General features: G+C 59.9%; 25 protein-coding genes and 1 pseudogene. 15 read left to right on the forward strand and 11 right to left on the reverse strand.

Annotation, left to right across the window (positions count from 1 at the left end):
* The first annotated feature begins 43 nt into the window (after positions 1 to 43).
* The 10 genes from ccmA to BLW70_RS13300 all read left to right on the forward strand — a co-directional run bounded on the left by ccmA (position 44) and on the right by BLW70_RS13300 (position 7,416).
* A complete protein-coding gene (gene ccmA, locus BLW70_RS13255; RefSeq protein ID WP_074874598.1) occupies positions 44 to 679 on the forward strand; it encodes a cytochrome c biogenesis heme-transporting ATPase CcmA in 636 nt (211 codons plus the stop codon).
* On the forward strand, positions 676 to 1,344 hold the full coding sequence (ccmB, locus tag BLW70_RS13260; protein ID WP_008155797.1) for a heme exporter protein CcmB: 669 nt from the start codon (positions 676 to 678) through the stop codon (positions 1,342 to 1,344). The genes ccmA and ccmB overlap by 4 nt, the downstream gene beginning before the upstream one ends.
* 82 nt (positions 1,345 to 1,426) lie before the next feature.
* Positions 1,427 to 2,182 carry a heme ABC transporter permease gene (locus tag BLW70_RS13265; protein WP_074874599.1) on the forward strand — a complete coding sequence of 252 codons (756 nt, stop codon included), beginning with the start codon at positions 1,427 to 1,429 and terminating at the stop codon, positions 2,180 to 2,182.
* Entirely contained in the window at positions 2,179 to 2,355 is a 177-nt protein-coding gene (gene ccmD / locus BLW70_RS13270) for a heme exporter protein CcmD (RefSeq protein ID WP_007894243.1), read from the forward strand. The genes BLW70_RS13265 and ccmD overlap by 4 nt, the downstream gene beginning before the upstream one ends.
* Positions 2,352 to 2,807 carry a cytochrome c maturation protein CcmE gene (gene ccmE, locus BLW70_RS13275; protein WP_074874600.1) on the forward strand — a complete coding sequence of 152 codons (456 nt, stop codon included), beginning with the start codon at positions 2,352 to 2,354 and terminating at the stop codon, positions 2,805 to 2,807. The genes ccmD and ccmE overlap by 4 nt, the downstream gene beginning before the upstream one ends.
* Positions 2,808 to 2,810: 3 nt before the next feature.
* Complete coding sequence (locus BLW70_RS13280) at positions 2,811 to 4,799, forward strand: heme lyase CcmF/NrfE family subunit (protein WP_074874601.1); 1,989 nt, start codon at positions 2,811 to 2,813, stop codon at positions 4,797 to 4,799.
* Complete coding sequence (locus BLW70_RS13285) at positions 4,796 to 5,332, forward strand: DsbE family thiol:disulfide interchange protein (protein ID WP_074874602.1); 537 nt, start codon at positions 4,796 to 4,798, stop codon at positions 5,330 to 5,332. The genes BLW70_RS13280 and BLW70_RS13285 overlap by 4 nt, the downstream gene beginning before the upstream one ends.
* On the forward strand, positions 5,329 to 5,802 hold the full coding sequence (locus BLW70_RS13290) for a cytochrome c-type biogenesis protein (RefSeq protein ID WP_074874606.1): 474 nt from the start codon (positions 5,329 to 5,331) through the stop codon (positions 5,800 to 5,802). Before BLW70_RS13285 ends, BLW70_RS13290 begins: the two co-directional genes overlap by 4 nt.
* Positions 5,795 to 6,997 (forward strand): c-type cytochrome biogenesis protein CcmI, encoded by a 1,203-nt coding sequence (ccmI, locus tag BLW70_RS13295; protein ID WP_074874607.1) that lies wholly within the window; start codon positions 5,795 to 5,797, stop codon positions 6,995 to 6,997. Before BLW70_RS13290 ends, ccmI begins: the two co-directional genes overlap by 8 nt.
* A gap of 14 nt (positions 6,998 to 7,011) precedes the next feature.
* The gene (locus BLW70_RS13300) at positions 7,012 to 7,416 is read left to right on the forward strand and encodes a hypothetical protein (protein ID WP_074874609.1); all 405 of its coding nucleotides are present in this window, start codon (positions 7,012 to 7,014) and stop codon (positions 7,414 to 7,416) included.
* 47 nt (positions 7,417 to 7,463) lie between these two features.
* Here the strand turns inward: BLW70_RS13300 and BLW70_RS13305 are convergent.
* Positions 7,464 to 7,721, reverse strand: a pseudogene (locus BLW70_RS13305) (LysR substrate-binding domain-containing protein); the annotation flags it as partial.
* 154 nt (positions 7,722 to 7,875) lie between these two features.
* Here BLW70_RS13305 and BLW70_RS13310 point away from each other — a divergent pair.
* Entirely contained in the window at positions 7,876 to 8,088 is a 213-nt protein-coding gene (locus BLW70_RS13310) for a type II toxin-antitoxin system HicA family toxin (RefSeq protein WP_074874611.1), read from the forward strand.
* The gene (locus BLW70_RS13315; RefSeq protein WP_056742059.1) at positions 8,088 to 8,492 is read left to right on the forward strand and encodes a type II toxin-antitoxin system HicB family antitoxin; all 405 of its coding nucleotides are present in this window, start codon (positions 8,088 to 8,090) and stop codon (positions 8,490 to 8,492) included. The genes BLW70_RS13310 and BLW70_RS13315 overlap by 1 nt, the downstream gene beginning before the upstream one ends.
* Before the next feature lie 93 nt (positions 8,493 to 8,585).
* On the opposite strand, the gene BLW70_RS13320 is transcribed toward BLW70_RS13315, so the two are convergent.
* The 9 genes from BLW70_RS13320 to gcl form a co-directional block, all read right to left on the reverse strand.
* Positions 8,586 to 9,791, reverse strand: a complete 1,206-nt coding sequence (locus BLW70_RS13320; protein WP_074874613.1) for an MFS transporter — start codon at positions 9,789 to 9,791, stop codon at positions 8,586 to 8,588.
* Between the two features lie 328 nt (positions 9,792 to 10,119).
* The gene (locus BLW70_RS13325) at positions 10,120 to 11,118 is read right to left on the reverse strand and encodes a sulfate ABC transporter substrate-binding protein (RefSeq protein WP_074880541.1); all 999 of its coding nucleotides are present in this window, start codon (positions 11,116 to 11,118) and stop codon (positions 10,120 to 10,122) included.
* Between the two features lie 103 nt (positions 11,119 to 11,221).
* The gene (locus BLW70_RS13330; protein ID WP_074874615.1) at positions 11,222 to 12,046 is read right to left on the reverse strand and encodes an ion transporter; all 825 of its coding nucleotides are present in this window, start codon (positions 12,044 to 12,046) and stop codon (positions 11,222 to 11,224) included.
* A 21-nt stretch (positions 12,047 to 12,067) separates the two neighbouring features.
* Positions 12,068 to 12,982, reverse strand: coding sequence for an urea transporter (locus BLW70_RS13335; RefSeq protein ID WP_074874617.1), 915 nt, complete (start codon positions 12,980 to 12,982; stop codon positions 12,068 to 12,070).
* Between the two features lie 147 nt (positions 12,983 to 13,129).
* Entirely contained in the window at positions 13,130 to 14,545 is a 1,416-nt protein-coding gene (gene pyk, locus BLW70_RS13340) for a pyruvate kinase (RefSeq protein WP_074874623.1), read from the reverse strand.
* On the reverse strand, positions 14,535 to 15,815 hold the full coding sequence (locus tag BLW70_RS13345; protein ID WP_074874625.1) for a glycerate kinase type-2 family protein: 1,281 nt from the start codon (positions 15,813 to 15,815) through the stop codon (positions 14,535 to 14,537). Before BLW70_RS13345 ends, pyk begins: the two co-directional genes overlap by 11 nt.
* 163 nt (positions 15,816 to 15,978) lie before the next feature.
* Positions 15,979 to 16,869, reverse strand: coding sequence for a 2-hydroxy-3-oxopropionate reductase (locus tag BLW70_RS13350; protein WP_074874627.1), 891 nt, complete (start codon positions 16,867 to 16,869; stop codon positions 15,979 to 15,981).
* Between the two features lie 226 nt (positions 16,870 to 17,095).
* Positions 17,096 to 17,878: a hydroxypyruvate isomerase gene (gene hyi / locus BLW70_RS13355; RefSeq protein WP_074874629.1), complete on the reverse strand. Its 783-nt coding sequence runs from the start codon at positions 17,876 to 17,878 to the stop codon at positions 17,096 to 17,098.
* A gap of 141 nt (positions 17,879 to 18,019) precedes the next feature.
* On the reverse strand, positions 18,020 to 19,795 hold the full coding sequence (gene gcl, locus BLW70_RS13360; RefSeq protein WP_074874631.1) for a glyoxylate carboligase: 1,776 nt from the start codon (positions 19,793 to 19,795) through the stop codon (positions 18,020 to 18,022).
* Positions 19,796 to 20,062: 267 nt separating this feature from the next.
* On the opposite strand from gcl, the gene BLW70_RS13365 reads away from it, so the two are divergent.
* Positions 20,063 to 20,503, forward strand: coding sequence for a GlcG/HbpS family heme-binding protein (locus BLW70_RS13365; protein WP_074874635.1), 441 nt, complete (start codon positions 20,063 to 20,065; stop codon positions 20,501 to 20,503).
* A 210-nt stretch (positions 20,504 to 20,713) separates the two neighbouring features.
* Positions 20,714 to 21,172 (forward strand): REP-associated tyrosine transposase, encoded by a 459-nt coding sequence (locus BLW70_RS13370; protein ID WP_074874636.1) that lies wholly within the window; start codon positions 20,714 to 20,716, stop codon positions 21,170 to 21,172.
* Positions 21,173 to 21,309: 137 nt separating this feature from the next.
* Here the strand turns inward: BLW70_RS13370 and BLW70_RS13375 are convergent, their stop codons facing one another.
* Positions 21,310 to 21,918 (reverse strand): TetR/AcrR family transcriptional regulator, encoded by a 609-nt coding sequence (locus BLW70_RS13375; protein ID WP_074874639.1) that lies wholly within the window; start codon positions 21,916 to 21,918, stop codon positions 21,310 to 21,312.
* A 135-nt stretch (positions 21,919 to 22,053) separates the two neighbouring features.
* Between BLW70_RS13375 and BLW70_RS13380 the strand changes: the two genes are divergently transcribed.
* Complete coding sequence (locus tag BLW70_RS13380; protein WP_074874641.1) at positions 22,054 to 22,968, forward strand: DUF808 domain-containing protein; 915 nt, start codon at positions 22,054 to 22,056, stop codon at positions 22,966 to 22,968.
* Positions 22,969 to 23,026 lie beyond the last annotated feature (58 nt).

Genomic DNA, 23,026 nt, shown 5'->3' on the forward strand with positions numbered 1-23,026 from the left:
GGCTGCTCCACTGCCGACTTGAACCCAAAAGGCCCGTGATCTCTTGACCAGTCCAGTCCTGCAAACCGTTGCCCTCGCCTGTGAGCGAGACCTTCGGCTGCTCTTCGAAAATCTCGAATTGAGACTGGCCAGTGGCGAAATGTTGCAAATCAGCGGCCCCAACGGCAGCGGCAAGACCAGCCTTTTACGCCTGCTTTGCGGGCTGATGCAGCCGACTGCCGGCCAGGTGCTGCTCAACGGCCAGCCATTGAACGAGCAACGCTTTGAGCTGGCGCGCAACCTGCTGTGGATCGGCCATGCCGCCGGGATCAAGGATTTGCTGACGCCGGAAGAAAACCTGAGTTGGCTGTGCGCCTTGCATCAACCTGCCTCCCAGGAGGCGATCTGGCAAGCGCTGGCGGCTGTGGGACTGCGGGGGTTCGAGGATGTTCCTTGCCATACGCTGTCTGCCGGGCAGCAACGCCGGGTCGCGTTGGCGCGGTTGTACCTGGAAAGCCCGCCGCTATGGATCCTCGATGAGCCATTCACCGCGCTCGACAAACAAGGCGTGGCGCAACTCGAAGAACATCTGGCCGCACACTGCGAGCGCGGCGGCATGGTGGTCTTGACCACTCACCACACGCTGACCCGGATGCCGGCCGGCTATCGCGACATTGACTTGGGGAATTGGGCCGTATGAGTGTTTTCGGCCTGTTGGTCGCCCGTGAAGCCCGATTGTTGTTCCGCCGTCCGGCGGAGTTGGCCAATCCGCTCGTATTCTTCGCGATCGTCGTTTCCCTGTTCCCGCTGGCGGTCGGCCCCGAGTCTCAATTGTTGCAAACCTTGTCTCCGGGACTGGTCTGGGTAGCAGCGCTTTTATCGGTTTTGCTCTCGCTGGACGGGCTTTTCCGCAGTGATTTCGAAGACGGATCGCTTGAACAGTGGGTCCTTTCGTCGCACCCCCTGCCTCTTCTGGTTTTGGCCAAGGTACTGGCACACTGGTCCTTCTCTGGCCTGGCACTGGTTTTGCTCGCGCCATTACTGGCATTGATGCTCGGTTTGCCAACCGCCTGTCTGCCGGTGTTGCTGCTTTCCTTGTTGCTGGGTACACCGGTGCTGAGCCTGCTCGGTGCGGTGGGCGCGGCCCTGACGGTGGGATTGAAGCGCGGTGGCCTGTTGCTGGCGCTGCTGATTCTGCCGTTGTACATCCCGGTGTTGATTCTCGGCAGTGGCGCCTTGCAGGCGGCATTGCAGGGCATGCCGGCGACCGGTTATCTCTTGTGGCTTGGTAGCCTGACCGCCCTGGCGATAACCCTGACACCTTTTGCAATCGCTGCTGGCCTGAAGATCAGCGTCGGCGAATAATGAGGTCTGGTTATTTTTTAACCAGTAAAGACCCTTTTTGGCTGCTTCGTGATGGCGAGCAGCAACCGTGATGGAAACAGTAATGAACTGGACCTGGTTTCATAAGCTTGGCTCGCCCAAATGGTTTTACGGCATCAGCGGCAAACTGCTGCCGTGGCTGAGTGTCGCGGCGTTGCTGCTGATCAGCGTTGGTGTCGTGTGGGGCCTGGCTTTTGCGCCGCCGGATTACCAGCAAGGCAACAGCTTTCGCATCATTTATATCCACGTTCCGGCTGCCATCCTGGCCCAGTCCATCTACGTGATGCTGGCGATCTGTGGCATCGTCGGGCTGGTGTGGAAGATGAAACTGGCCGACGTCGCCCTGCAATGCGCCGCGCCCATCGGCGCCTGGATGACCGCCGTGGCGCTGGTTACCGGCGCGATCTGGGGCAAACCGACCTGGGGTTCGTGGTGGGTCTGGGATGCACGACTTACGTCCATGCTTATTCTGCTGTTTCTGTACTTCGGTCTTATTGCGCTGGGCAACGCGATCAGCAATCGTGACAGTGCCGCCAAGGCCTGCGCGGTATTGGCGATTGTCGGCGTGATCAACATCCCGATCATCAAATACTCGGTGGAGTGGTGGAACACGCTGCACCAGGGCGCGACGTTCACCCTCACCGAAAAACCGGCAATGCCCGTCGAGATGTGGCTGCCACTGCTGCTGACGGCGCTGGGGTTCTACTGTTTCTTCGGCGCGGTGTTGCTGCTGCGCATGCGCCTTGAAGTGCTCAAGCGCGAAGCCCGGGCGAGCTGGGTGAAGGCCGAAGTGCAGAACAGTCTGGAGGTCGCTCGATGAGTTTCGCTTCATTCGGCGACTTTCTCGCCATGGGCCATCACGGCCTGTATGTCTGGTCCGCCTATGGCATCAGCCTGGCGGTGCTGGCCCTCAACGTGGCGGCGCCAATCCTGGCCCGCAAGCGGTATCTGCAACAAGAGGCGCGTCGTCTGCGCCGGGAGAACGGCAAGTGAATCCGCTGCGCAAAAAGCGTCTTATCATCATTCTCGCGATCCTGGTCGGTGTCGGCGCTGCCGTCGGCCTGGCCCTGAGCGCCCTCCAGCAAAACATCAATCTGTTTTACACCCCGACCCAGATCGCCAACGGCGAAGCCCCGCAAGACACGCGCATCCGCGCTGGCGGCATGGTCGAAAAAGGTTCGCTGCAACGTTCCGGCGATTCGCTGGACGTGAAATTCGTCGTCACTGACTTCAGTAAATCCGTGACCATCACTTATCGCGGCATCCTTCCGGACCTGTTCCGCGAAGGGCAGGGCATCGTTGCCCTGGGCAAGCTCAACGCCGACGGCGTGGTGGTGGCCGACGAAGTGCTGGCCAAGCACGATGAAAAGTACATGCCGCCGGAAGTGACCAAGGCTTTGAAAGACAGTGGTCAATCTGCTCCAACGCCCGCGAAGGAGGGTTGATCGATGATGTCCGGACTGTTTATTCCTGAACTCGGCCACCTGGCCATGATTCTGGCGCTGTGTTTCGCGCTGGTTCAGGCCGTGGTGCCGTTGTTCGGTGCCTGGCGTGGTGATCGCTTGTGGATGAGCCTGGCCCAGCCGGCCGCCTGGGGGCAATTCGCGTTTCTGTTGTTCGCCTTCGGTTGCCTGACCTACGCCTTCATGGCCGACGATTTCTCCGTCGCCTACGTTGCCAGCAACTCCAACAGTGCCTTGCCGTGGTACTACAAGTTCAGCGCTGTGTGGGGCGCGCACGAAGGATCGTTGCTGCTGTGGGCGTTGATCCTCGGCGGCTGGACCTTCGCGGTGTCGGTGTTCTCCCGGCAGTTGCCGCAAGTGATGCTGGCTCGCGTGCTGGCGGTGATGGGCATGATCAGCACCGGTTTCCTGCTGTTCCTGATCCTCACCTCGAACCCTTTCGCCCGCATCCTTCCGCAGATTCCCACGGACGGTCGCGATCTCAACCCACTGCTGCAAGACATCGGCCTGATCGTTCACCCGCCGATGCTGTACATGGGTTATGTCGGTTTCTCCGTGGCCTTCGCTTTCGCCATCGCTGCACTGCTGGGCGGTCGGCTTGATGCGGCATGGGCTCGCTGGTCCCGTCCGTGGACCATCGTCGCCTGGGCCTTCCTCGGTATCGGTATCACTCTCGGTTCATGGTGGGCGTACTACGAACTCGGCTGGGGCGGCTGGTGGTTCTGGGACCCGGTGGAAAACGCCTCCTTCATGCCATGGCTGGTGGGTACGGCGCTGATTCACTCGTTGGCGGTCACGGAAAAACGTGGCGTGTTCAAGAGCTGGACCGTGTTGCTGGCCATCGCTGCCTTCTCGTTGAGCCTGCTGGGGACCTTCCTGGTGCGTTCCGGCGTGCTGACCTCGGTTCACGCCTTTGCGTCCGACCCCGAGCGCGGCGTGTTCATCCTGATCTTCCTGCTGTTTGTGGTCGGTGGTTCGCTGACGTTGTTTGCCCTGCGCGCTCCGGTGGTGAAGAGCCACGTTGGCTTCAACCTCTGGTCCCGGGAAACCCTGCTGCTGGGTAACAACCTGGTGCTGGTGGTGGCGGCCTCGATGATCCTGCTGGGCACGTTGTATCCGCTGATCCTCGATGCAATGACGGGCGCCAAGCTGTCGGTCGGCCCGCCGTACTTCAACGCACTGTTCATTCCGTTGATGGCCTTGCTGATGGTGGTGATGGCGGTGGGCATGTTGGTGCGCTGGAAAGACACCCCGGTCAAATGGCTGATGAGCATGCTGACCCCGGTGTTGCTCGGCAGCGCCGCGCTGGCCGTGGTCGCCGGTGTCGCTTATGGCGATTTCAACTGGGCAGTGATTGCGACGTTCATGCTCGCTGCCTGGGTATTGCTGGCCGGTGTGCGTGACATCTTCGACAAGACTCGCCACAAAGGCCTGATCAAAGGCCTGCCGACCCTGACCCGCAGTTATTGGGGCATGCAGGTCGCCCACCTCGGCATCGCCGTGTGTGCCCTTGGCGTCGTGCTGTCGAGCCAGAACAGTGCCGAGCGCGACCTGCGTCTGGCGCCGGGTGAGTCCATGGACCTGGGCGGTTACCAGTTCGTATTCGAAGGCGCCAAGCATTTCGAAGGCCCGAACTTCACCTCCGACAAAGGCACCGTTCGGGTGATCCGCAACGGCAAGGAAATCAGCGTGCTACACCCGGAAAAACGCCTCTACACCGTGCAGAACTCGGTGATGACCGAAGCCGGGATCGACGCCGGTTTCACCCGCGACCTCTACGTTGCACTCGGCGAGCCGTTGGGCGATGGCGCCTGGGCTGTGCGCGTTCACGTCAAACCGTTCGTGCGCTGGATCTGGTTCGGTGGTTTGCTCACCGGTTTGGGCGGGTTGCTCGCGGCATTGGATCGCCGTTACCGGGTCAAGGTGAACAGCCGTGTGCGTGAAGCGCTGGGCATGACGGGAGCCACGGCATGAGACGTTGGTTGATGCTGTTGCCCCTGGCGATTTTCCTGCTGGTGGCGGTTTTCCTTTATCGCGGTCTGTTCCTGAACCCGGCCGAGTTGCCCTCGGCGATGATCAACAAGCCGTTCCCGGAGTTTTCCCTGCCGGCGGTGCAGGGCGACAAAACCCTGACCCGGGACGATATTTTGGGTAAACCAGCGTTGGTTAACGTCTGGGGCACCTGGTGCATTTCCTGCCGGGTCGAGCATCCGGTGCTGAACAAACTGGCCGAGAAAGGCGTGGTGATCTACGGCATCAACTACAAGGACATCAACGCTGACGCCTTGAAGTGGCTGGCGGAATTCCACAATCCGTACCAGTTGGACATCCGTGACGACGAAGGCACTTTGGGTTTGAACCTCGGCGTTTATGGCGCCCCGGAAACTTTCTTCATCGACGCCAAGGGCATCATCCGCGACAAGTTCGTTGGCGTGATCGACGAACAGGTCTGGCGTGAAAAACTGGCGGCCAAGTATCAGGCGCTGGTTGATGAGGCCAAGCCATGAAGCGCTGGATAGCCGCCGCGTTATTGGGTTTGAGCATGGCCGGCGTGGCACACGCAGCCATCGACACTTACGAATTCGCCAAAGAAGGTGATCGCGAGCGTTTTCGCGAGCTGACCAAAGAGCTGCGTTGCCCCAAGTGCCAGAATCAGGACATTGCCGATTCCAACGCACCGATCGCCGCCGACCTGCGCAAAGAGATTTTTCGCATGCTCGGCGAGGGCAAGGACAACCAGCAGATCATCGACTTCATGGTCGACCGCTACGGTGATTTCGTCCGTTACAAGCCTGCTCTGAACGCCAAGACTGCTGTGCTCTGGTTCGGCCCTGCCGGCCTGCTGCTGGGCGGTTTTGTGATCATCGCCGTGATCGTCCGGCGTCGTCGCGTGCAACGCGTTGACACCAAGGATGAGCTCTCTGCCGAGGAGCGTGAGCGCCTCGACCACCTGTTGGATAAAACCAAGAATGATTGATTTCTGGCTCGCTGCAGGTCTGCTGCTTCTGGTTGCCCTGAGTTTTCTGCTGATTCCCGTTCTGCGTGGTCGTCGCGCCCAGCTTGAAGAGGACCGTACGGCGCTGAACGTCGCGCTGTATCAGGAGCGTGTGGCTGAGTTGCAGACTCAGCAGGAAGAGGGTGTTCTCGACGCCACGCAAATGGACACCGGTCGCGCCGAAGCTGCCCGTGAATTGCTCGCCGACACTGAAGGCGTCGAGGCGCCTCGGGTGTCCCGCCTGGGCAAACCATGGCCCTTGCTGGCGGCGATTCTGGTGCCGGTGTTGGGTCTTGGCCTCTATCTGCATTTTGGGGCGAGCGACAAGGTCGAACTGACCCGTGAATTCTCCCAGGCGCCGCAGTCGATGGAAGAGATGACCCGTCGCCTGGAACGTGCGGTCGCGGCTCAGCCGGATTCGGCTGAAGGCCTGTATTTCCTCGGTCGCACGTACATGGCTCAGGATCGCCCTGGCGACGCGGCGAAGATCTTCGAACGCACGGTGAGCCTGGCCGGTCGTCAGCCGGAGCTGTTGGGTCAATGGGCGCAGGCCCAGTACTTCGCCGACGGCAAGAAGTGGTCGGACAAGGTCCAGGCCCTGACCGACGAAGCGCTCAAAGCCGATCCGAAAGAAGTCACCAGCCTTGGCTTGCTCGGTATCGCTGCCTTTGAAAGCCAGCGTTATCAGGACGCCATCGACTATTGGAATCGCCTGTTGGTGCAACTGCCGCCGGAAGACGGTTCCCGCGCCGCGCTGCAAGGCGGCATCACTCGGGCCACAGAGAAACTTGAAGCCAGCGGCGGCAAGGTGGCCCAGGCGCCGGCTGCCAAGGTGGCGGCAGTGCTCAAGGTGCGAGTGGACCTGGCACCCGAGCTGAAAGCCAAGGTTCAGCCGGGCGACAGCGTCTTCATCTTCGCCCGCGCCACCGCAGGGCCTCCTGCGCCATTGGCCGCTAAGCGTCTGACCGTGGCCGACTTGCCGGCGACCGTCGAGCTGGGCGACGCCGATGCAATGATGCCGCAGTTGAAACTGTCGAACTTCCCTGAAGTCCAACTGGTTGCGCGCATCTCCCGCGCCGGCAAACCCACTGCCGGCGAATGGATCGGTCGCAGCCAGCCTCTGGCCAGCAGCACCACAGCGCAGCAAACACTGACCATCGACAGCCCGGACAAATGACAGGAATCGCCACTATGACCACCATCGCTCGTATCACCCTGCTCAGTATGGTTTTGGGGTTAAGCGCTTGCGTGGTCCAGCCGCAGCAGCCTGAACGGCTGCCACCGATCCCGCCGTCGCAGCCGCGCCCGACGCCGTCCCCGACACCGACTCCGAGCAAACCGAACATTCCGGCCAAGCCCGCCAAACCGCTGCCACGCACCTCCGCCAGCTTCGCGCCGCCACCGGGTGGCAACAGCCATTGGGACGCCAAGCTCGGCGTGTACGTTCTCGATGATCAGACCAACACCTTCTACCGCCAGCGCACGTACTACCGCTGGAATAACGGCTGGAGCCGGTCGATCAGCCCGAACGGGCCATGGGAAGAGACCGACATCCAGGGCGTGCCGGGCGGGTTGGGACGACAATTCGGGCAGTAAACAGAAACGGCGATCCTTGGATCGCCGTTTTGTTTTTTGTGCATTTTTCAGACCTCCTTTGTCAGCAACCCCTGCACATACTCCACAAACGCCCGAGCCTTTGCGCTGGCCATTCTGCCCGTGGGAAACACCGCCCAAAGGTCCTGATTCGGCAACGTCCAATCCTTCATTACCTCCCTGACCGCGCCGTTGGCCAGTTACGGGGCAAACATCCATTCGGACGCCATGGTCAGCCCTTGATGGGCGAGCACGGCTGCGCGCAGACCTTCGGCGGCGTTGACGCTGACTCGGCCGTTGATGATCACTTCTAGCTGAGTGAAAGTGTTCATTCTTGGAAAGTATGCCGCCGTCCGCAATCACACCCTGTAAAACAACCAAGCGTCGCGTTGCGGATTTTTGTGCTTGAGTAAAGATAACTCTAGGGTTACTTTTGTTTGGGCCTGAGCAAGGAGGCTATTGGTGCAGAGCAGGCTATTGATCAAGGAGTTGGAGGAGGCCGGCTGGATACTGGATCGGATTACCGGCAGTCATCACCTCTTCAAACACCGATACAACCCGTACACGATACCCGTCCCTCATCCGAAAAAGGATTTGCCGATCGGGACGGTCAAAAGCATCAGGAGGCGAGCCGGGTTGTATTGCCCGGGAGCCAGTCATGCAGGAGATCCATAATGCAATATCCAATCTGTATCGAGTGGGGCGACGAGAACACCGCCATCGGTATTCAGATCCCCGATATTCCAGGCGCCGTAACGGCCGGGGATACGTTTGAAGACGCCTACAACGCGGCGGTCGAGATTGCCCACATCATGCTTCAGGAGATTGCGGCTGACGGGGAGTCGATTCCCATGCCTACCTCTGCTGCTGCCCACCGTGGGAATCCGGACTTCGCCGACATGGGCTGGGGCATGCTGGAGCTGGACATCGCGCCGTACATGGGCAAAACCGAGAAGGTCAATGTGACGCTGCCCGGCTATGTGATTCAGCGTATCGATCGTTATGTGCGCGAGCACAATGTCAAAAGCCGCTCTTCATTTCTGGCAGATGCGGCGATGGAGAAGTTGGTTCGGCACTGAGTGATGTCAGTCACACAGCCATCGCAGGCAACCTCGGTCCCATAGGCGCGAGACGGTGCGGCGATCCGATTCGTCCGCGATGCTTTTAAAGCTTCACGCCGTCGCCAGCGAACGCTTTTGCGAAACACTCAAAAACCGCAGCAATGCCAACAAAGGAAATGCGCTACCCACAATCACAATCCACAACCAGCCGCCGTGTTCATACACCGCACTGGCCACCGAGGAGCCAAATGCGCCACCGATGAATATGCTGGTCATGTACAGCGCATTCAGGCGGCTGCGGCTTTTGGCGTCGAGGGCGTAGACCGCGCGTTGACCGAGCACCATGTTCATCTGCACACAGAAATCAAGCACCACGCCGGTGACCGCGAGGCCAATGACGCTGTAGACCGGATGGATGAAGGCGGGCAGAAAACTCAGGCTGGCGAACAGCAGGGCCAGCAACGAGGCGATGCGGGTGTGGCCGGCATCAGCCAGTCGACCGGCAATGGGGGCGGCGATGGCGCCGATAGCCCCGACCAGGGCGAAGATCGCGATCTGGGTTTGCGACAAGCCATGATTGCGCGCCAGTTCCAGTGGCACAGCGGTCCAGAACAGGCTGAAGCTGGCGAACATGCAACCCTGGTAAAACGCCCGCTGACGCAACACCGGTTGTTGACGCAACAGGGTCCACAAAGACCCCAGCAGTTGACCATAAGAAGCGCTGTGATCAGGCTGACGCTTGGGAATCGTCAGCGCCAATACCAGGCTGATCGCCGCCATCAATACCGCTGCAATCACAAACATCGCACGCCAGCCAAAATGGTCGGCCACCACGCTCGACACCGGTCGCGCCAACAGAATCCCCAACAGCAAACCGCCCATGATCCCGCCGACCACACGGCCCCGAGACTCTTCCGGCGCCAAATGTGCAGCCAGTGGAATCAGGATCTGCACCGACACCGAACTGAACCCCACCAGCAGCGAGATCAGCAAAAACACGTTGGGCTGATCGGTGAACGCCGCGCCCAGCAGGCTGGCAATCGCCACCACGGTGGTGATGATCATCAATCGGCGGTTTTCCAGCAAATCACCCAGCGGCACCAGGAAGAACAGACCCAATGCGTAACCGATCTGAGTCAACGAAACGATCAGGCTGGCCATGGTGCTGGTCAAGCCGATGTCCGGCGCGATCAGGCCGATGATCGGTTGGGCGTAGTAGATGTTGGCAACGATGGCGCCGCAGCAGAAGGCAAACAGCAGCACCATGCCTCGGGTCATTGTCGCGGTGCCCTGGGGCACTGGGTTCGCTGGGTTCATAACGGGTCTCGCTGAGCAAAAGAGAATGCGCGCAGGCTAAAGGGCTGACGCGTACGGCGGAAGAGGGTTTGGAGTGATAGCAATTATTCCGTTGCGGAATGAGCGACAGAGGATGTGCTGCAAGATCCTGACGTTTGTCGCCGATGTAACTGCTTGGCGCAAATCCTGTGGGAGTGAGCCTGCTCGCGATAGCGGCGTGTCAGGCAACCCATTTATCGAATGGATAAATGTCATCGCGAGCAGGCTCACTCCCACAGGGGATCTTCAGCGAACACGAGCGACAAAAAAGGCGACCTTCCCAGGTCGCCTTTTTCATTGGCTTCAGCAATTACTGGCCGCTGTAGATCTGATCAAAGACCCCGCCATCATTGAAGTGAGTCTTCTGCACCGTTCGCCAGTCACCAAAGGTCTTCTCCACCGACAGGAAATCCACTTTCGGGAAACGATCGGTGTACTTGGCCAGCACCGCCGGATCACGCGGACGCAGGTAGTTCGCCGCCGCAATCTCCTGACCTTGCGGCGACCACAGGTACTTCAGATATTCCTCGGCAACCGCACGGGTGCCTTTCTTGTCGACGGTTCTGTCGACCACCGACACGGGCGGCTCGGCTTCGGCGGAGACGCTTGGGTAAATGACTTCGAACTGATCACGACCAAATTCACGGGCAATCATTTCCGCTTCGTTTTCGAAGGTCACCAGCACATCACCCAGCTGGTTGGTCATGAAGGTCGTCGTGGCGGCGCGGCCACCGGTGTCGAGCACTGGTGCTTGTTTGAACAGCTTGCCGACGAAGTCTTTGGCTTTGCTTTCGTCACCACCGTTTTTCAGCACATAACCCCAGGCCGAGAGGTAGGTGTAGCGGCCGTTACCCGAAGTTTTCGGGTTTGGCACGATCACCTGCACGCCGTCCTTGAGTAGGTCAGGCCAGTCTTTCAGGGCTTTCGGGTTGCCTTTGCGGACGATGAACACGGTGGCCGAGGTGAATGGCGCGCTGTTGTTCGGCAGGCGTGTGACCCAGTTATCCGGGACCAGTTTGCCGTTGTCCGCCAGGGCGTTGATGTCGGTGGCCATGTTCATGGTGATGACGTCAGCCGGCAGGCCATCGATCACTGAACGCGCCTGTTTGCTGGAGCCGCCGAAGGACATCTGCAGGGTGATGTTTTCGTTGTGCTCGGCTTGCCAGTGTTTCTGGAAGGCAGTGTTGTAGTCCTTGTAGAAATCGCGCATCACGTCATAGGAAACGTTAAGCAGAGTCGGTGCAGCCTGAGCCATGCTGGACAGTGCCAGGCCCGCGGCCAGAAGTGAGGCGCCAAAGAGTTTTTTCACTGCGCAGTCCTTGTTCATAAAAGTTTTTATTTAAAAGTGAGGCAAATTGCCAGCGACTATAACGGGGCTCGCATAGTCCTTTAAAGATTAAAAAGTGCTTTGCTTATTCCGTTTTCTTAAACAACGCATTCCCGCATCGCGAGCAGAACGCCGCCCCATGTTCGTGGTTGTTTTTCTTGCACACCGGGCAGTCATGTTGCAGTTGTTCGCCGCGCATCGCGTTGGCCAGTTCGGCGGTGAAAATTCCCGTCGGCACGGCGATGATCGAGTAACCGGTGATCATCACCAGCGACGAAATCACCTGGCCCAGCGGCGTTTTCGGCACGATGTCGCCGAAGCCCACGGTGGTCAGCGTGACGATAGCCCAATAGATGCCTTTGGGAATGCTGGTGAAACCGTGCTCCGGGCCTTCGATCACGTACATCAGCGTACCGAACACTGTCACCAGGGTGCAGACGCTGACGAGAAACACCACGATCTTCTGCTTGCTGCCGCGCAATGCGGACATCAGATAGTTGGCTTGCTTGAGGTACGGGCTCAGCTTGAGCACGCGGAAAATCCGCAGCATCCGAATGATCCGGATAATCAGCAGGTACTGCGCATCGGCGTAATACAGCGCAAGAATGCCGGGCACGATCGCCAGCAAATCCACCAGTCCATAGAAGCTGAACGCGTAGCGCAACGGCTTGGGCGAACAGTACAGTCGCAGGCCGTATTCGATGGCGAAGATAACCGTAAAGCCCCACTCGATGTACGCCAGCACATTGGCGTAGTTCTGGTGAATGGAATCGATGCTGTCGAGCATCACGATCACAATGCTGGCGAGAATGATCAACAGCAGTATGCCGTCGAAGCGCCGCCCGGCCTTGGTGTCGCTCTGGAAAACCATGACGTAAAGCTCTTCACGCCAGTTTCTGTTGCTGTCCATGGATACCGCCTGAACCAATGATCAGCGAAGCCTAGGTTGATTCTCCTCCAGAGTGCAAGGCGCACGGGTGACAGGGGGCTTGCCGAGCATTTGAACCACCGTGCGGATCAGCCAGCAGGAAAGGATGAACGGCGCGGTCAGCGTTGGCAGACCGATGGCGGCAAACACCGGCGTCAGCAACAGCGCTGATGCAATACCGATGAGCGGCAGCCAAGGCTTCTGGCGCTGCGAGCTGAAGGCGAGGGCGGCGAGTACGGCGTTATAGCCACCGAGGCCGATCAATGCGGTGTAGAAGTCGTGATTCAGCATGCTCCAGCCCATGCCTGCGACAGACGCCAACAACGCCCAGCAGAATGCGCGGCGATCAGCGATCAGCAAACCCGTGGCAATCATCGCACCGGCCAGTGGATGACCGAGGAACATCACCTGGCCGAGGCCTTTGAGTGGTGCGGCGAGCATGTTCAGCGTATTGATTTCGATCACGTGCGCAGTTGTCGAGGGCGTGGCGAAGCACAGCAACAACCAGCCCAATCCCACGAAAGGTGCCGTATAGGCAGGCAGGTATTGGCTGATCCGCACGCGCTTGAGCCATTGCTGAGTGACCATCGCGCTCAGGCCGCCGACAGCGATGATCAGCGGCGGTAACAGCGCGGACCAGGGGAAGTAGAGGCTCAGCAGTAAACCGAGCAAGACACCGTTGTAGCTGAAGAGCCCGGCCTGTCGATCGGCCTTGGCATAGCCACGTCGTTGCGCGGTGAGCAACCCGGCGACACCGCCCAGCAATGCACCGCCGAGCAGGGTGGGCGCGGTGAACAGAATGGCCAACAGGCACAGCAGACCGCACAGCGGATGGCGCTGGAGGAAGATCTGACTGAAACCGTTGAGCAGGGCAGTCGCCCAATCGGGGCAGTGGGTGTTGAAGTGGTTGGCAGGCATGGCAGTTCTGAAAGACAGTGAAACCGAGTCGCCCGCATCGCCAGCAGGCTGGCTCCCACACTGAATCTCAGTTCAGTATTGATTCCGTGATCGGCACAAAACCAATGTGGGAGCCAGCCTGCTGGCGATGAGGCCGGTATGGGCGCTCTAGATCAACGTCTCGATACGCAAGGAGTTAGTCGACCCCGGCTGCCCAAACGGCACACCCGCGGTGATCAACAAGGTGTCGCCACGCTTGGCCATGCCCTGCGCCTGGGCAATCTCCAGCGCCGTTGAGCACACCTCATCCACCTGCCGCAGCCGATCATTGACCACCGAATGCACGCCCCAGGCCACCGTCAACCGGCGAGCGGTTTGCAGGTTTGGCGTCAGGTTGAGGATCGGCACCGTTGGCCGCTCCCGCGCCGCCCGCAAACTCGAGGTGCCGGATTCGCTGTAATTCACCAGTACCGCCACCGGCAGCACATTGCTGATGCGGCGAATCGCGCAGCTGATCGCATCGGAAACCGTCGCCTCAGCCTTGGGCCGGCTGACGTCCAGTTGCGCCTGATAGTCCGGACCATTTTCTACCTGACGAATGATCTTGCTCATCATCTGCACGGCTTCCAGCGGGTACTCACCGGACGCGGTTTCCGCCGACAGCATCACCGCATCCGCACCTTCGGCCACGGCGTTGGCAACATCGGTCACCTCGGCACGGGTCGGGGCAGGGGAGAAGCGCATCGACTCGAGCATCTGCGTCGCCACCACCACCGGTTTGCCGAGCTGACGGCAGATGCTGATGATGTTTTTCTGAATCTGCGGCACGCTTTCGGCCGGCACTTCCACGCCCAGGTCACCGCGAGCAACCATGATCGCATCGCTCAATTCGGCGATCTCGCGCAGTTGCGTCACGGCCGAAGGCTTCTCGATCTTGGCCATCAAAAACGCTTTGTCGCCGATCAGTTCGCGCGCCTCGCGGATGTCTTGCGGGCGCTGCACAAACGACAGCGCGACCCAGTCCACACCCAGCTCCAGGCCGAAGCTCAGATCGCGACGGTCCTTGGCGGTCAGCGGGCTCAGGTCCAGCACCGCTTGCGGCACGTTCACGCCTTTGCGATCCGACAGCTCGCCGCCATTCAGCACCGTGGTGTCGATGGCGTCGGAGTACTTGGTCACCACGCGAAGACGCAGCTTGCCGTCGTCCAGCAGCAGGTCCATGCCCGGTTCGAGCGCCGCGATGATTTCCGGGTGAGGCAAGTTGACCCGGCGCTCATCCCCCGGCGTCGGGTCCAGGTCCAGACGCAGCGCCTGACCGCGATGCAATTGCACCTTGCCCTCGGCGAATTTGCCAACCCGCAGTTTCGGACCTTGCAGGTCCATCAGAATGCCCAGCGGATAATTCAGCTGGCGCTCGACTTCACGAATCCACTGATAGCGCTGAGCGTGGTCGGCGTGATCGCCGTGGCTGAAGTTCAGGCGAAAGATGTTGACCCCGGCCTGCACCAGCTCACGGATGTCGTCGATCCCGTGAGTGGCAGGACCGAGGGTGGCGAGGATTTTAACCTTCTTGTCAGGCGTCATTTTTAGGGCTCTCGAGAATCAGGATGGCACGGAAGTCGTTGACGTTGGTGCGGGTCGGTTCAGTGACGATCAGCGCTTCCAGCGCCTCGAAATAGCCGTAGCCATTGTTGTTGTCCAACTCGTCGCTGGCGCTCAGGCCGAGGGCGGCGGCGCGGGCGTAGCTGTCCGGAGTCATGATTGCGCCGGCATTGTCTTCGGAGCCATCGATGCCATCGGTGTCGCCAGCCAGCGCGTAGACGCCGGGCAGGCCTTTGAGGCTGTCGGTCAGGCTGAGCAGGAATTCGGCGTTGCGTCCGCCACGGCCATTGCCGCGTACGGTGACCGTGGTTTCACCGCCCGAGAGGATCACGCAGGGCGCCGCCAATGGCTGACCGTGCAGCACAACCTGACGGGCGATGCCGGCGTGAACCTTGGCCACTTCGCGGGATTCGCCTTCCAGGTCGCCGAGTATCAGCGGGCTGAAACCGGCCTGCCGTGCTTTCACCGCAGCGGCTTCAAGCGACTGCTGCGGACGGGCGATCAGTTGGAAGTGACTGCGCGCCAGGCTCGGGTCGCCGGGTTTGACCGTCTCTGACTCCGGGCTCTGCAGCCAGTTGCGCACCGAGGCCGGGACTTCAATGGCGTAACGCTTGAGGATCGCCAGGGCTTCGCCGGAAGTGCTCGGATCGGCCACGGTGGGGCCGGAGGCGATGACCGTGGCGAGGTCGCCCGGTACATCGGAAATCGCATAGGTATAAACAGTGGCAGGCCAGCAGGCTTTGCCGAGGCGGCCGCCCTTGATCGCCGAGAGGTGCTTGCGCACGCAATTCATCTCGCCGATGGTGGCGCCGGATTTGAGCAGGGCTTTGTTGATCGACTGCTTGTCGGCCAGGGTGATGCCGGCCGCGGGCAACGCCAGCAGGGCAGAGCCGCCGCCCGAGAGCAGGAAGATCACACGGTCGTCTTCAGTCAGGTTGCTGACCAGTTCCAACACGCGTTTGGCCACCGCCAGACCGGCAGCGTCAGGCACCGGGTGAGCGGCTTCGACCACTTCGATTTTTTCACACGGAGCGCCGTGACCGTAACGCGTCACCACTAGACCCGATACTTCACCCTGCCAGCAACGCTCCACCACTTGAGCCATGGCCGCGGCGGCTTTGCCGGCGCCGATGACGATCACCCGACCGCTGCGATCTTTGGGCAAATGGGCTTCGAGGACTTGCTGCGGATGGGCCGCGTCGATGGCTGTGGCAAACAGCTCGCGCAGGAATTGTTGCGGATTGACCGACATGGCGGGCTCCCAATCTTTTTGTTCTTGGTTTACGCAGATGATCGTTCCCACGCTCTGCGTGGGAATGCCTCAATGGACGCTCCGCGTCCGCTTCGGCAGGGACGCGGAGCGTCCCGGGCTGCATTCCCACGCGGAGCGTGGGAACGATCAGCACAGGCGGGTGTTACTTATCGCGAATCGAGAAATTCGCCATGTGTTCCAGGCCCTTGATCAGCGCCGAGTGGTCCCAGTTGCTGCCACCGATGGCCGCGCAGGTGCTGAACACTTGCTGGGTGTTGGCGGTGTTCGGCAGGTTGATGCCCAGTTCGCGTGCGCCGGCCAGGGCCAGGTTCAGGTCCTTCTGGTGCAGGCTGATGCGGAAGCCTGGGTCGAAGGTGCCTTTGATCATGCGTTCGCCGTGCACTTCGAGGATCTTCGAGGAGGCGAAGCCGCCCATCAGTGCTTCGCGCACCTTGGCCGGATCGGCACCGTTTTTTGATGCAAACAGCAGGGCTTCGGCCACGGCCTGGATGTTCAGCGCCACGATGATCTGGTTCGCTACTTTGGCGGTTTGACCATCGCCGTTGCCGCCGACCAGGGTGATGTTCTTGCCCATCGCCTGGAACAGTGGCAGAACGCGTTCGAAGGCATCGGCCTCACCGCCGACCATGATGCTCAGCGTCGCGGCCTTGGCGCCGACTTCACCGCCGGACACCGGCGCGTCGAGGTACTGAGCGCCTTTTTCATTGATTTTGGCGGCGAAGGCTTTGGTGGCGGTTGGTGAGATCGAGCTCATGTCGATCACGACCTTGCCCTTGCCAACACCGGCCGCAACACCGTCGGCGCGGAACAGCACGTCATCGACCTGCGGGGTATCCGGCACCATGACGATGATGAATTCGGCTTCTTGCGCGACTTCTTTCGGGTTCGCCAGGGCGACGGCGCCACCGGCAATCAGGTCAGCAGGTGCAGCGTCGTGGTGCGCCGACAGGAACAGGCTGTGACCGGCTTTTTGCAGGTTCAATGCCATTGGGTGGCCCATGATGCCGGTGCCGATAAATCCGATTTTAGCCATGAGAAAGTCCTCTTGTTTTTGTGTGGCTCCCGGCGCTGGACCGATGAGCTCTTTGTGGCGAGGGGGCTTGCCCCCGTTGGGTCGCGAAGCGGCCCCAATTGTTTTTTCGCGGTCGGTCAGATAGAACGCATTTGCTGGTTTTACGACTGCTTCGCAGCCGAACGGGGCGGTGCGACGATTCGATGAATCCCCTCACCACAAAAGCCCGCTCCCACAGGGATCTGCGTCAGATTGCGTTGTGGGTTTTGAGCCAGCCCAGGCCCGCTTCAGTGGTGGTCAGCGGCTTGTATTCGCAGCCAACCCAACCCTCATAACCGATGCGGTCCAGGTGTTCGAACAGGAAGCGGTAGTTGATCTCACCGGTGCCCGGTTCGTTGCGCCCAGGGTTATCGGCCAACTGGATGTGGTTGATCTCGCCCAGGTGCGCAGCCATGGTGCGGGCCAGGTCGCCCTCCATGATTTGCATGTGGTAGATGTCGTATTGCAGAAACAGGTTGGCGCTGCCGACCTGTTCGCGAATCGACAGGGCTTGCGCCGTGTTGTTGAGGTAGAAACCCGGGATGTCGCGGGTGTTGATCGCTTCCATCACCAGTTTGATGCCCGCCGCTTGCAGCTTGTCGGCGGCGTACTTGAGGTTGGCGACGAAGGTTTTTTCCACGGTGGCATCGTCGACGCCTTGTGGACGGATACCGGCCAGGCAGTTGACCTGGGTGTTGCCCAACACTTTCGCGTAGGCAATCGCCAGATCGACACCGGCGCGGAACTCTTCAACCCGGTCCGGCAGGCACGCGATACCGCGTTCGCCCTTGGCCCAGTCACCGGCCGGCAGGTTGAACAGCACCTGGGTCAAGCCATTGGCATCGAGCTTGGCTTTGATCTCGGCGGAGCTGAAATCGTAAGGGAACAGGTATTCGACACCATTGAAGCCCGCCTTGGCGGCAGCTTCAAAACGGGCAAGAAAATCCTGCTCGGTGAACAGCATGGACAAGTTGGCTGCGAAACGCGGCATGGTGGTCTCCCGTAAAAATAGGTGCCTGTAGCAGCTGCCGAGGTACGAGGCTGCGTTGGGCTGCGAAGCGGCCCCCGAGCGGTCCTGCGGACACGCAACGCAGCCTCGTACCTCGGCAGCTGCTACAGGTATCAGGTCAACTTAATCAAGCAACGAAATCGCCGTTGGCGCATCGTTGCCGACCAGCGCCAGGTCTTCGAATTCGTTGACGGCGTTGATCTCGGTGCCCATGGAAATGTTGGTCACACGTTCCAGAATAATCTCAACGATCACCGGCACCTTGAACTCTTCGATCAGCTCCTGAGCCCTGCGCAGGGCAGGCTGGATCTGGCTCGGTTCGAATACACGCAGCGCCTTGCAGCCCAGGCCTTCGGCGACCGCGACGTGGTCGACACCGTAACCGTTGAGTTCCGGAGCGTTCAAGTTGTCGAAGGACAGCTGCACGCAGTAGTCCATGTCGAAACCGCGCTGAGCCTGACGAATCAGCCCCAGGTACGAGTTGTTCACCACCACGTGGATGTACGGCAGCTTGAACTGCGCGCCCACCGCCAGTTCTTCAATCATGAACTGGAAGTCATAGTCGCCCGACAACGCTACCACTTTACGGGTCGGATCGGCCTTGACCACACCCAGCGCTGCCGGAATGGTCCAGCCCAACGGACCGGCTTGACCACAGTTGATCCAGTGACGCGGTTTGTAGACGTGCAGGAACTGCGCGCCGGCAATCTGCGACAGACCGATGGTGCTGACGTAGCACGTGTCTTTGCCGAACACCTGGTTCATCTCTTCGTAAACGCGTTGCGGCTTGACCGGCACGTTGTCGAAGTGAGTCTTGCGCTGCAGGCTGGACTTGCGCTGCTGGCAGTCTTGCAGCCAGCCACTGCGGTTTTTCAGTTTGCCGGCGGCTTGCCATTCGCGAGCGACTTCGATGAACACGGTCAGGGCGGCAGCGGCATCGGAAACGATGCCCAGGTCCGGGGTGAACACGCGGCCGATCTGGGTCGGTTCGATGTCAACGTGGATGAACTTGCGGCCTTCGGTGTAAACGTCGATCGAACCGGTGTGACGGTTGGCCCAGCGGTTACCGACACCCAGTACCAGGTCGGATTTGAGCATCGTCGCGTTGCCGTAGCGGTGCGAGGTTTGCAGGCCGACCATGCCGACCATCAACGGGTGATCATCCGGGATGGTGCCCCAGCCCATCAAAGTCGGAACCACCGGAATACCGGTCAGCTCGGCAAATTCCACCAGCAATTCGCTGGCGTCGGCGTTGATGATGCCGCCGCCGGCCACCAGCAACGGACGCTCGGCCTGATCGAGCATGGCCAGGGCCTTCTCGATTTGCACGCGGTTCGCGGTTGGCTTGGCCAGCGGCAGTGGTTCATAGGCGTCGATGTCGAATTCGATTTCAGCCATCTGCACGTCGAACGGCAGATCGATCAGCACCGGGCCTGGACGGCCGGAGCGCATTTCGTAGAAGGCTTTCTGGAACGCGTAAGGCACCTGGCCCGGTTCCATGACGGTGGTTGCCCATTTGGTCACTGGCTTGACGATCGAGGTAATGTCGACGGCCTGGAAGTCTTCCTTGTGCATCCGCGCGCGGGGAGCCTGGCCGGTAATGCAAAGAATCGGGATCGAGTCGGCCGAGGCACTGTAGAGCCCGGTGACCATGTCGGTACCGGCAGGTCCCGAAGTGCCGATGCACACGCCGATGTTGCCGGCCTTGGTGCGGGTGTAGCCCTCGGCCATGTGCGAGGCGCCTTCAACGTGGCGAGCGAGGACGTGATCGATGCCACCGACCTTCTGCAAGGCGGAGTACAGCGGGTTGATCGCGGCGCCCGGGATGCCAAAAGCGGTATCAACCCCTTCACGGCGCATCACCAGAACGGCGGCTTCGATTGCTCTCATTTTGCTCATGGTTTTGGTGCCTCTTACGTTTTGTAATTGTATACAAGTGGCTTTGCGCAGAGTGTATTCACGGCGGACGGCGCAGGTCAATCCATTTTCTCAAGCGGCCGTTTCATTCGTCGGAAGCCCAATCTACTGTGGCTTTTCGTCGCATGTGGCGTTTTTCGAGAATTATTGTATACAAAAAAATAACTCATTGTGTTCTATTTGTTGCATCGGACTGTCGAACAAAACGCAGTCCAGCAGCTTTCCCTATAACAAAATGAGGACGGCACCATGAGCGCTTTAACCTTGAAAGTCGCAGTCAACCTGGCCAATCAGGCTATTTCCGCAGGGCGTGCAATCTCGGCGGCTCCATTGACCATCGCGGTACTGGATGCGGGTGGACACTTGGTCACCCTGCAGCGTGAAGACGGCGCCAGCCTGCTGCGCCCGCAGATCGCCATCGGCAAAGCCTGGGGCGCCATTGCCCTGGGTAAAGGCTCACGCCTGCTGGCACTGGACGCACAACAACGCCCGGCGTTTATCGCCGCTTTGAACAGTCTGGGGCAGGGCAGTGTGGTGCCGGCACCGGGTGGGGTGTTGATTCGGGATCAGGACGGGAACGTGCTGGGGGCTGTCGGTATCAGCGGGGATCTTTCGGATGTTGATGAGCAATGTGCGATCACTGCGATCGAGGCGGCGGGGTTGCTGGCGGATGCGGGGGTGACTGCTTGATTTTGTAGTGCCTGACCCATTGCTATCGCGGGCAAGCCCGCTCCCACAAGGATCGACGGCGTTCACATATTTTGTGTACACCAACAGCCCTGTGGGAGCGGGCTTGCCCGCGATAGCTATCTACCAGACACATCCAGCTAAAAGTCTGCATCACCACCCGGCATTTCCAGGTCTAGCCTTTCATGAACCAATCATGAGAGAGGTAATGGAATGCCTGATTTACCCGCTTCACATCGCTTACGAACGGGCCGCTATGCCGAGCCCAATCGAGTTTATTTGCTGACCACCAATACACTTGATCGTGAACCGGTTTTTAAGGATTTTGCTTTTGGCAGACTGGTCGTTCATCAATTTCGCCAAGCACAACATCTGGGGTTAGTGAATTCACTGGCTTGGGTAGTTATGCCTGATCACTTCCACTGGCTGGTCGAATTGGAAAAATGTTCGCTCAGCAATCTGATGCGCCAAACCAAGTCATTGAGTACTCGAGAGGTGAACCTTTCCAGTAATAGAAATGGGCCACTCTGGCAGCAGGGCTATCACGATCGGGCATTGAGGCGAGAGGAAGACTTGGTGAAGATGGCACGGTACGTTGTAGCCAACCCATTGCGGGCAGGGCTCGTAGAACACCTGGGCGACTATCCGCTGTGGGATGCTATTTGGCTTTGATCAAATCCGAGTCGCCGCCATCGCGGGCAAGTCGGATCGCCGCACCGCCGCTCCCACAGGTTTCGAGAGGGCTCACACCTTTTGTGTCACCACAGATCGTGTGGGAGTGGGCTTGCTCGCGAAGGGTGCGCCGCGGTCTACCGGTCCGGCTCACACCCCTTGAGCACCAACCGGATAATCGTCTGCGCCGCCGCCTCGTAATCCGCCTCATCCAGCTTCGCTTTACCGGTCACTGCGGAAATCTGCCAATCAAAATCAGCATAGGTCTGGGTCGCGGCCCAGATGCTGAACATCAGGTGGTTGGGGTCGATCGGGGCGATCTGGCCGCGGTCGATCCAGGTCTGGATGCAGTCGATGTTGTGCTTGGCCTGGCCGTTGAGCCGTTCAACCAGATCAGCGCTCAGGTGCGGGGCACCGTGCATGATTTCGCTGGCAAACACCTTGGAGGCGAAGGGCAGGTCGCGGGAGATGCGGATTTTCGAACGGATGTAGCCGCTCAGCACTTCGCTGGGCACGCCGTCGGCGTTGAACGGTGTCGAGGCCTGCAGAATCGGTTCGATGATGCTTTGCAGGACCTCGCGGTAGAGGTTTTCCTTGGATTTGAAGTAGTAGTAGACGTTGGGCTTGGGCAATCCCGCCTTGGCTGCGATGTCACTGGTTTTGGTCGCAGCGAAGCCCTTGTCGGCAAATTCTTCGCTGGCGGCACGCAGGATCAGTTCTTTGTTGCGCTCGCGGATAGTGCTCATAAACCAGGTGGTTCCTTGCCTGTGCTGGCGGTTGCGCATGGTAGCACCGGCCTCGCGCGGCGCTCAAGAATGCCCCGCAGCACGTTCGGCCGCGCTATGCTGCGCAGCATTCACTATTCGAAGGAAACCTGATTCATGGCAGGAAGCAGTTTGCTGTTGCTGATCGACGACATTGCCGCGGTACTCGACGACGTGGCATTGATGACCAAAATGGCCGCCAAGAAGACTGCCGGCGTGCTCGGTGACGATCTGGCGCTCAATGCCCAGCAGGTTTCCGGCGTGCGCGCCGAGCGGGAAATCCCGGTCGTGTGGGCGGTGGCCAAGGGCTCGTTTCTGAACAAGCTGATCCTGGTGCCCTCGGCCTTGGCCATCAGTGCGTTCATTCCGTGGCTGGTCACGCCGCTGTTGATGGTCGGTGGCGCCTACCTGTGTTTCGAAGGTTTCGAAAAACTGGCGCACAAATTCCTGCACAGCAAGGCTGAAGATCAGGCCGAACATGCTGAGCTGGTCGAAGCCGTGGCTGATCCGGCGGTCGATCTGGTGGCGTTCGAGAAAGACAAGATCAAGGGGGCCATCCGTACGGACTTCATTCTGTCGGCGGAAATCATCGCGATCACTCTGGGTACCGTGGCGGATGCTTCGCTGACCCAGCAAGTCATCGTGCTGTCGGGCATCGCCATCGTCATGACCATTGGCGTGTATGGCCTGGTGGCGGGCATCGTCAAACTCGACGACCTCGGTTTGTGGCTGACCCAGAAGCCTGGTCAGATGGCCAAAAGCATCGGCGCCGGGATTCTGCGTGCGGCGCCGTACATGATGAAAAGCCTGTCGGTGATCGGCACGGCGGCGATGTTCCTGGTGGGTGGCGGGATTCTCACCCACGGCGTGCCGGTGGTTCATCACTGGATTGAGAGCGTCAGCGCAGGGGCGGGCGGTGCCGGGTTTATCGTGCCGACATTGCTGAATGCGGTGGCGGGGATTATGGCGGGGGCGGCGGTGTTGGCGGGTGTGATGGTTGCCAGCAAGCTCTGGAAAGCTGTGAAAGGTTAAGAAAATCTAGACACCCACATTTCTTTCAGATTGTTCCTACAAGCCCATTTTTGATGTT

Source organism: Pseudomonas frederiksbergensis, assembly GCF_900105495.1.
Taxonomy (GTDB): Bacteria; Pseudomonadota; Gammaproteobacteria; order Pseudomonadales; family Pseudomonadaceae; genus Aquipseudomonas; species Aquipseudomonas frederiksbergensis.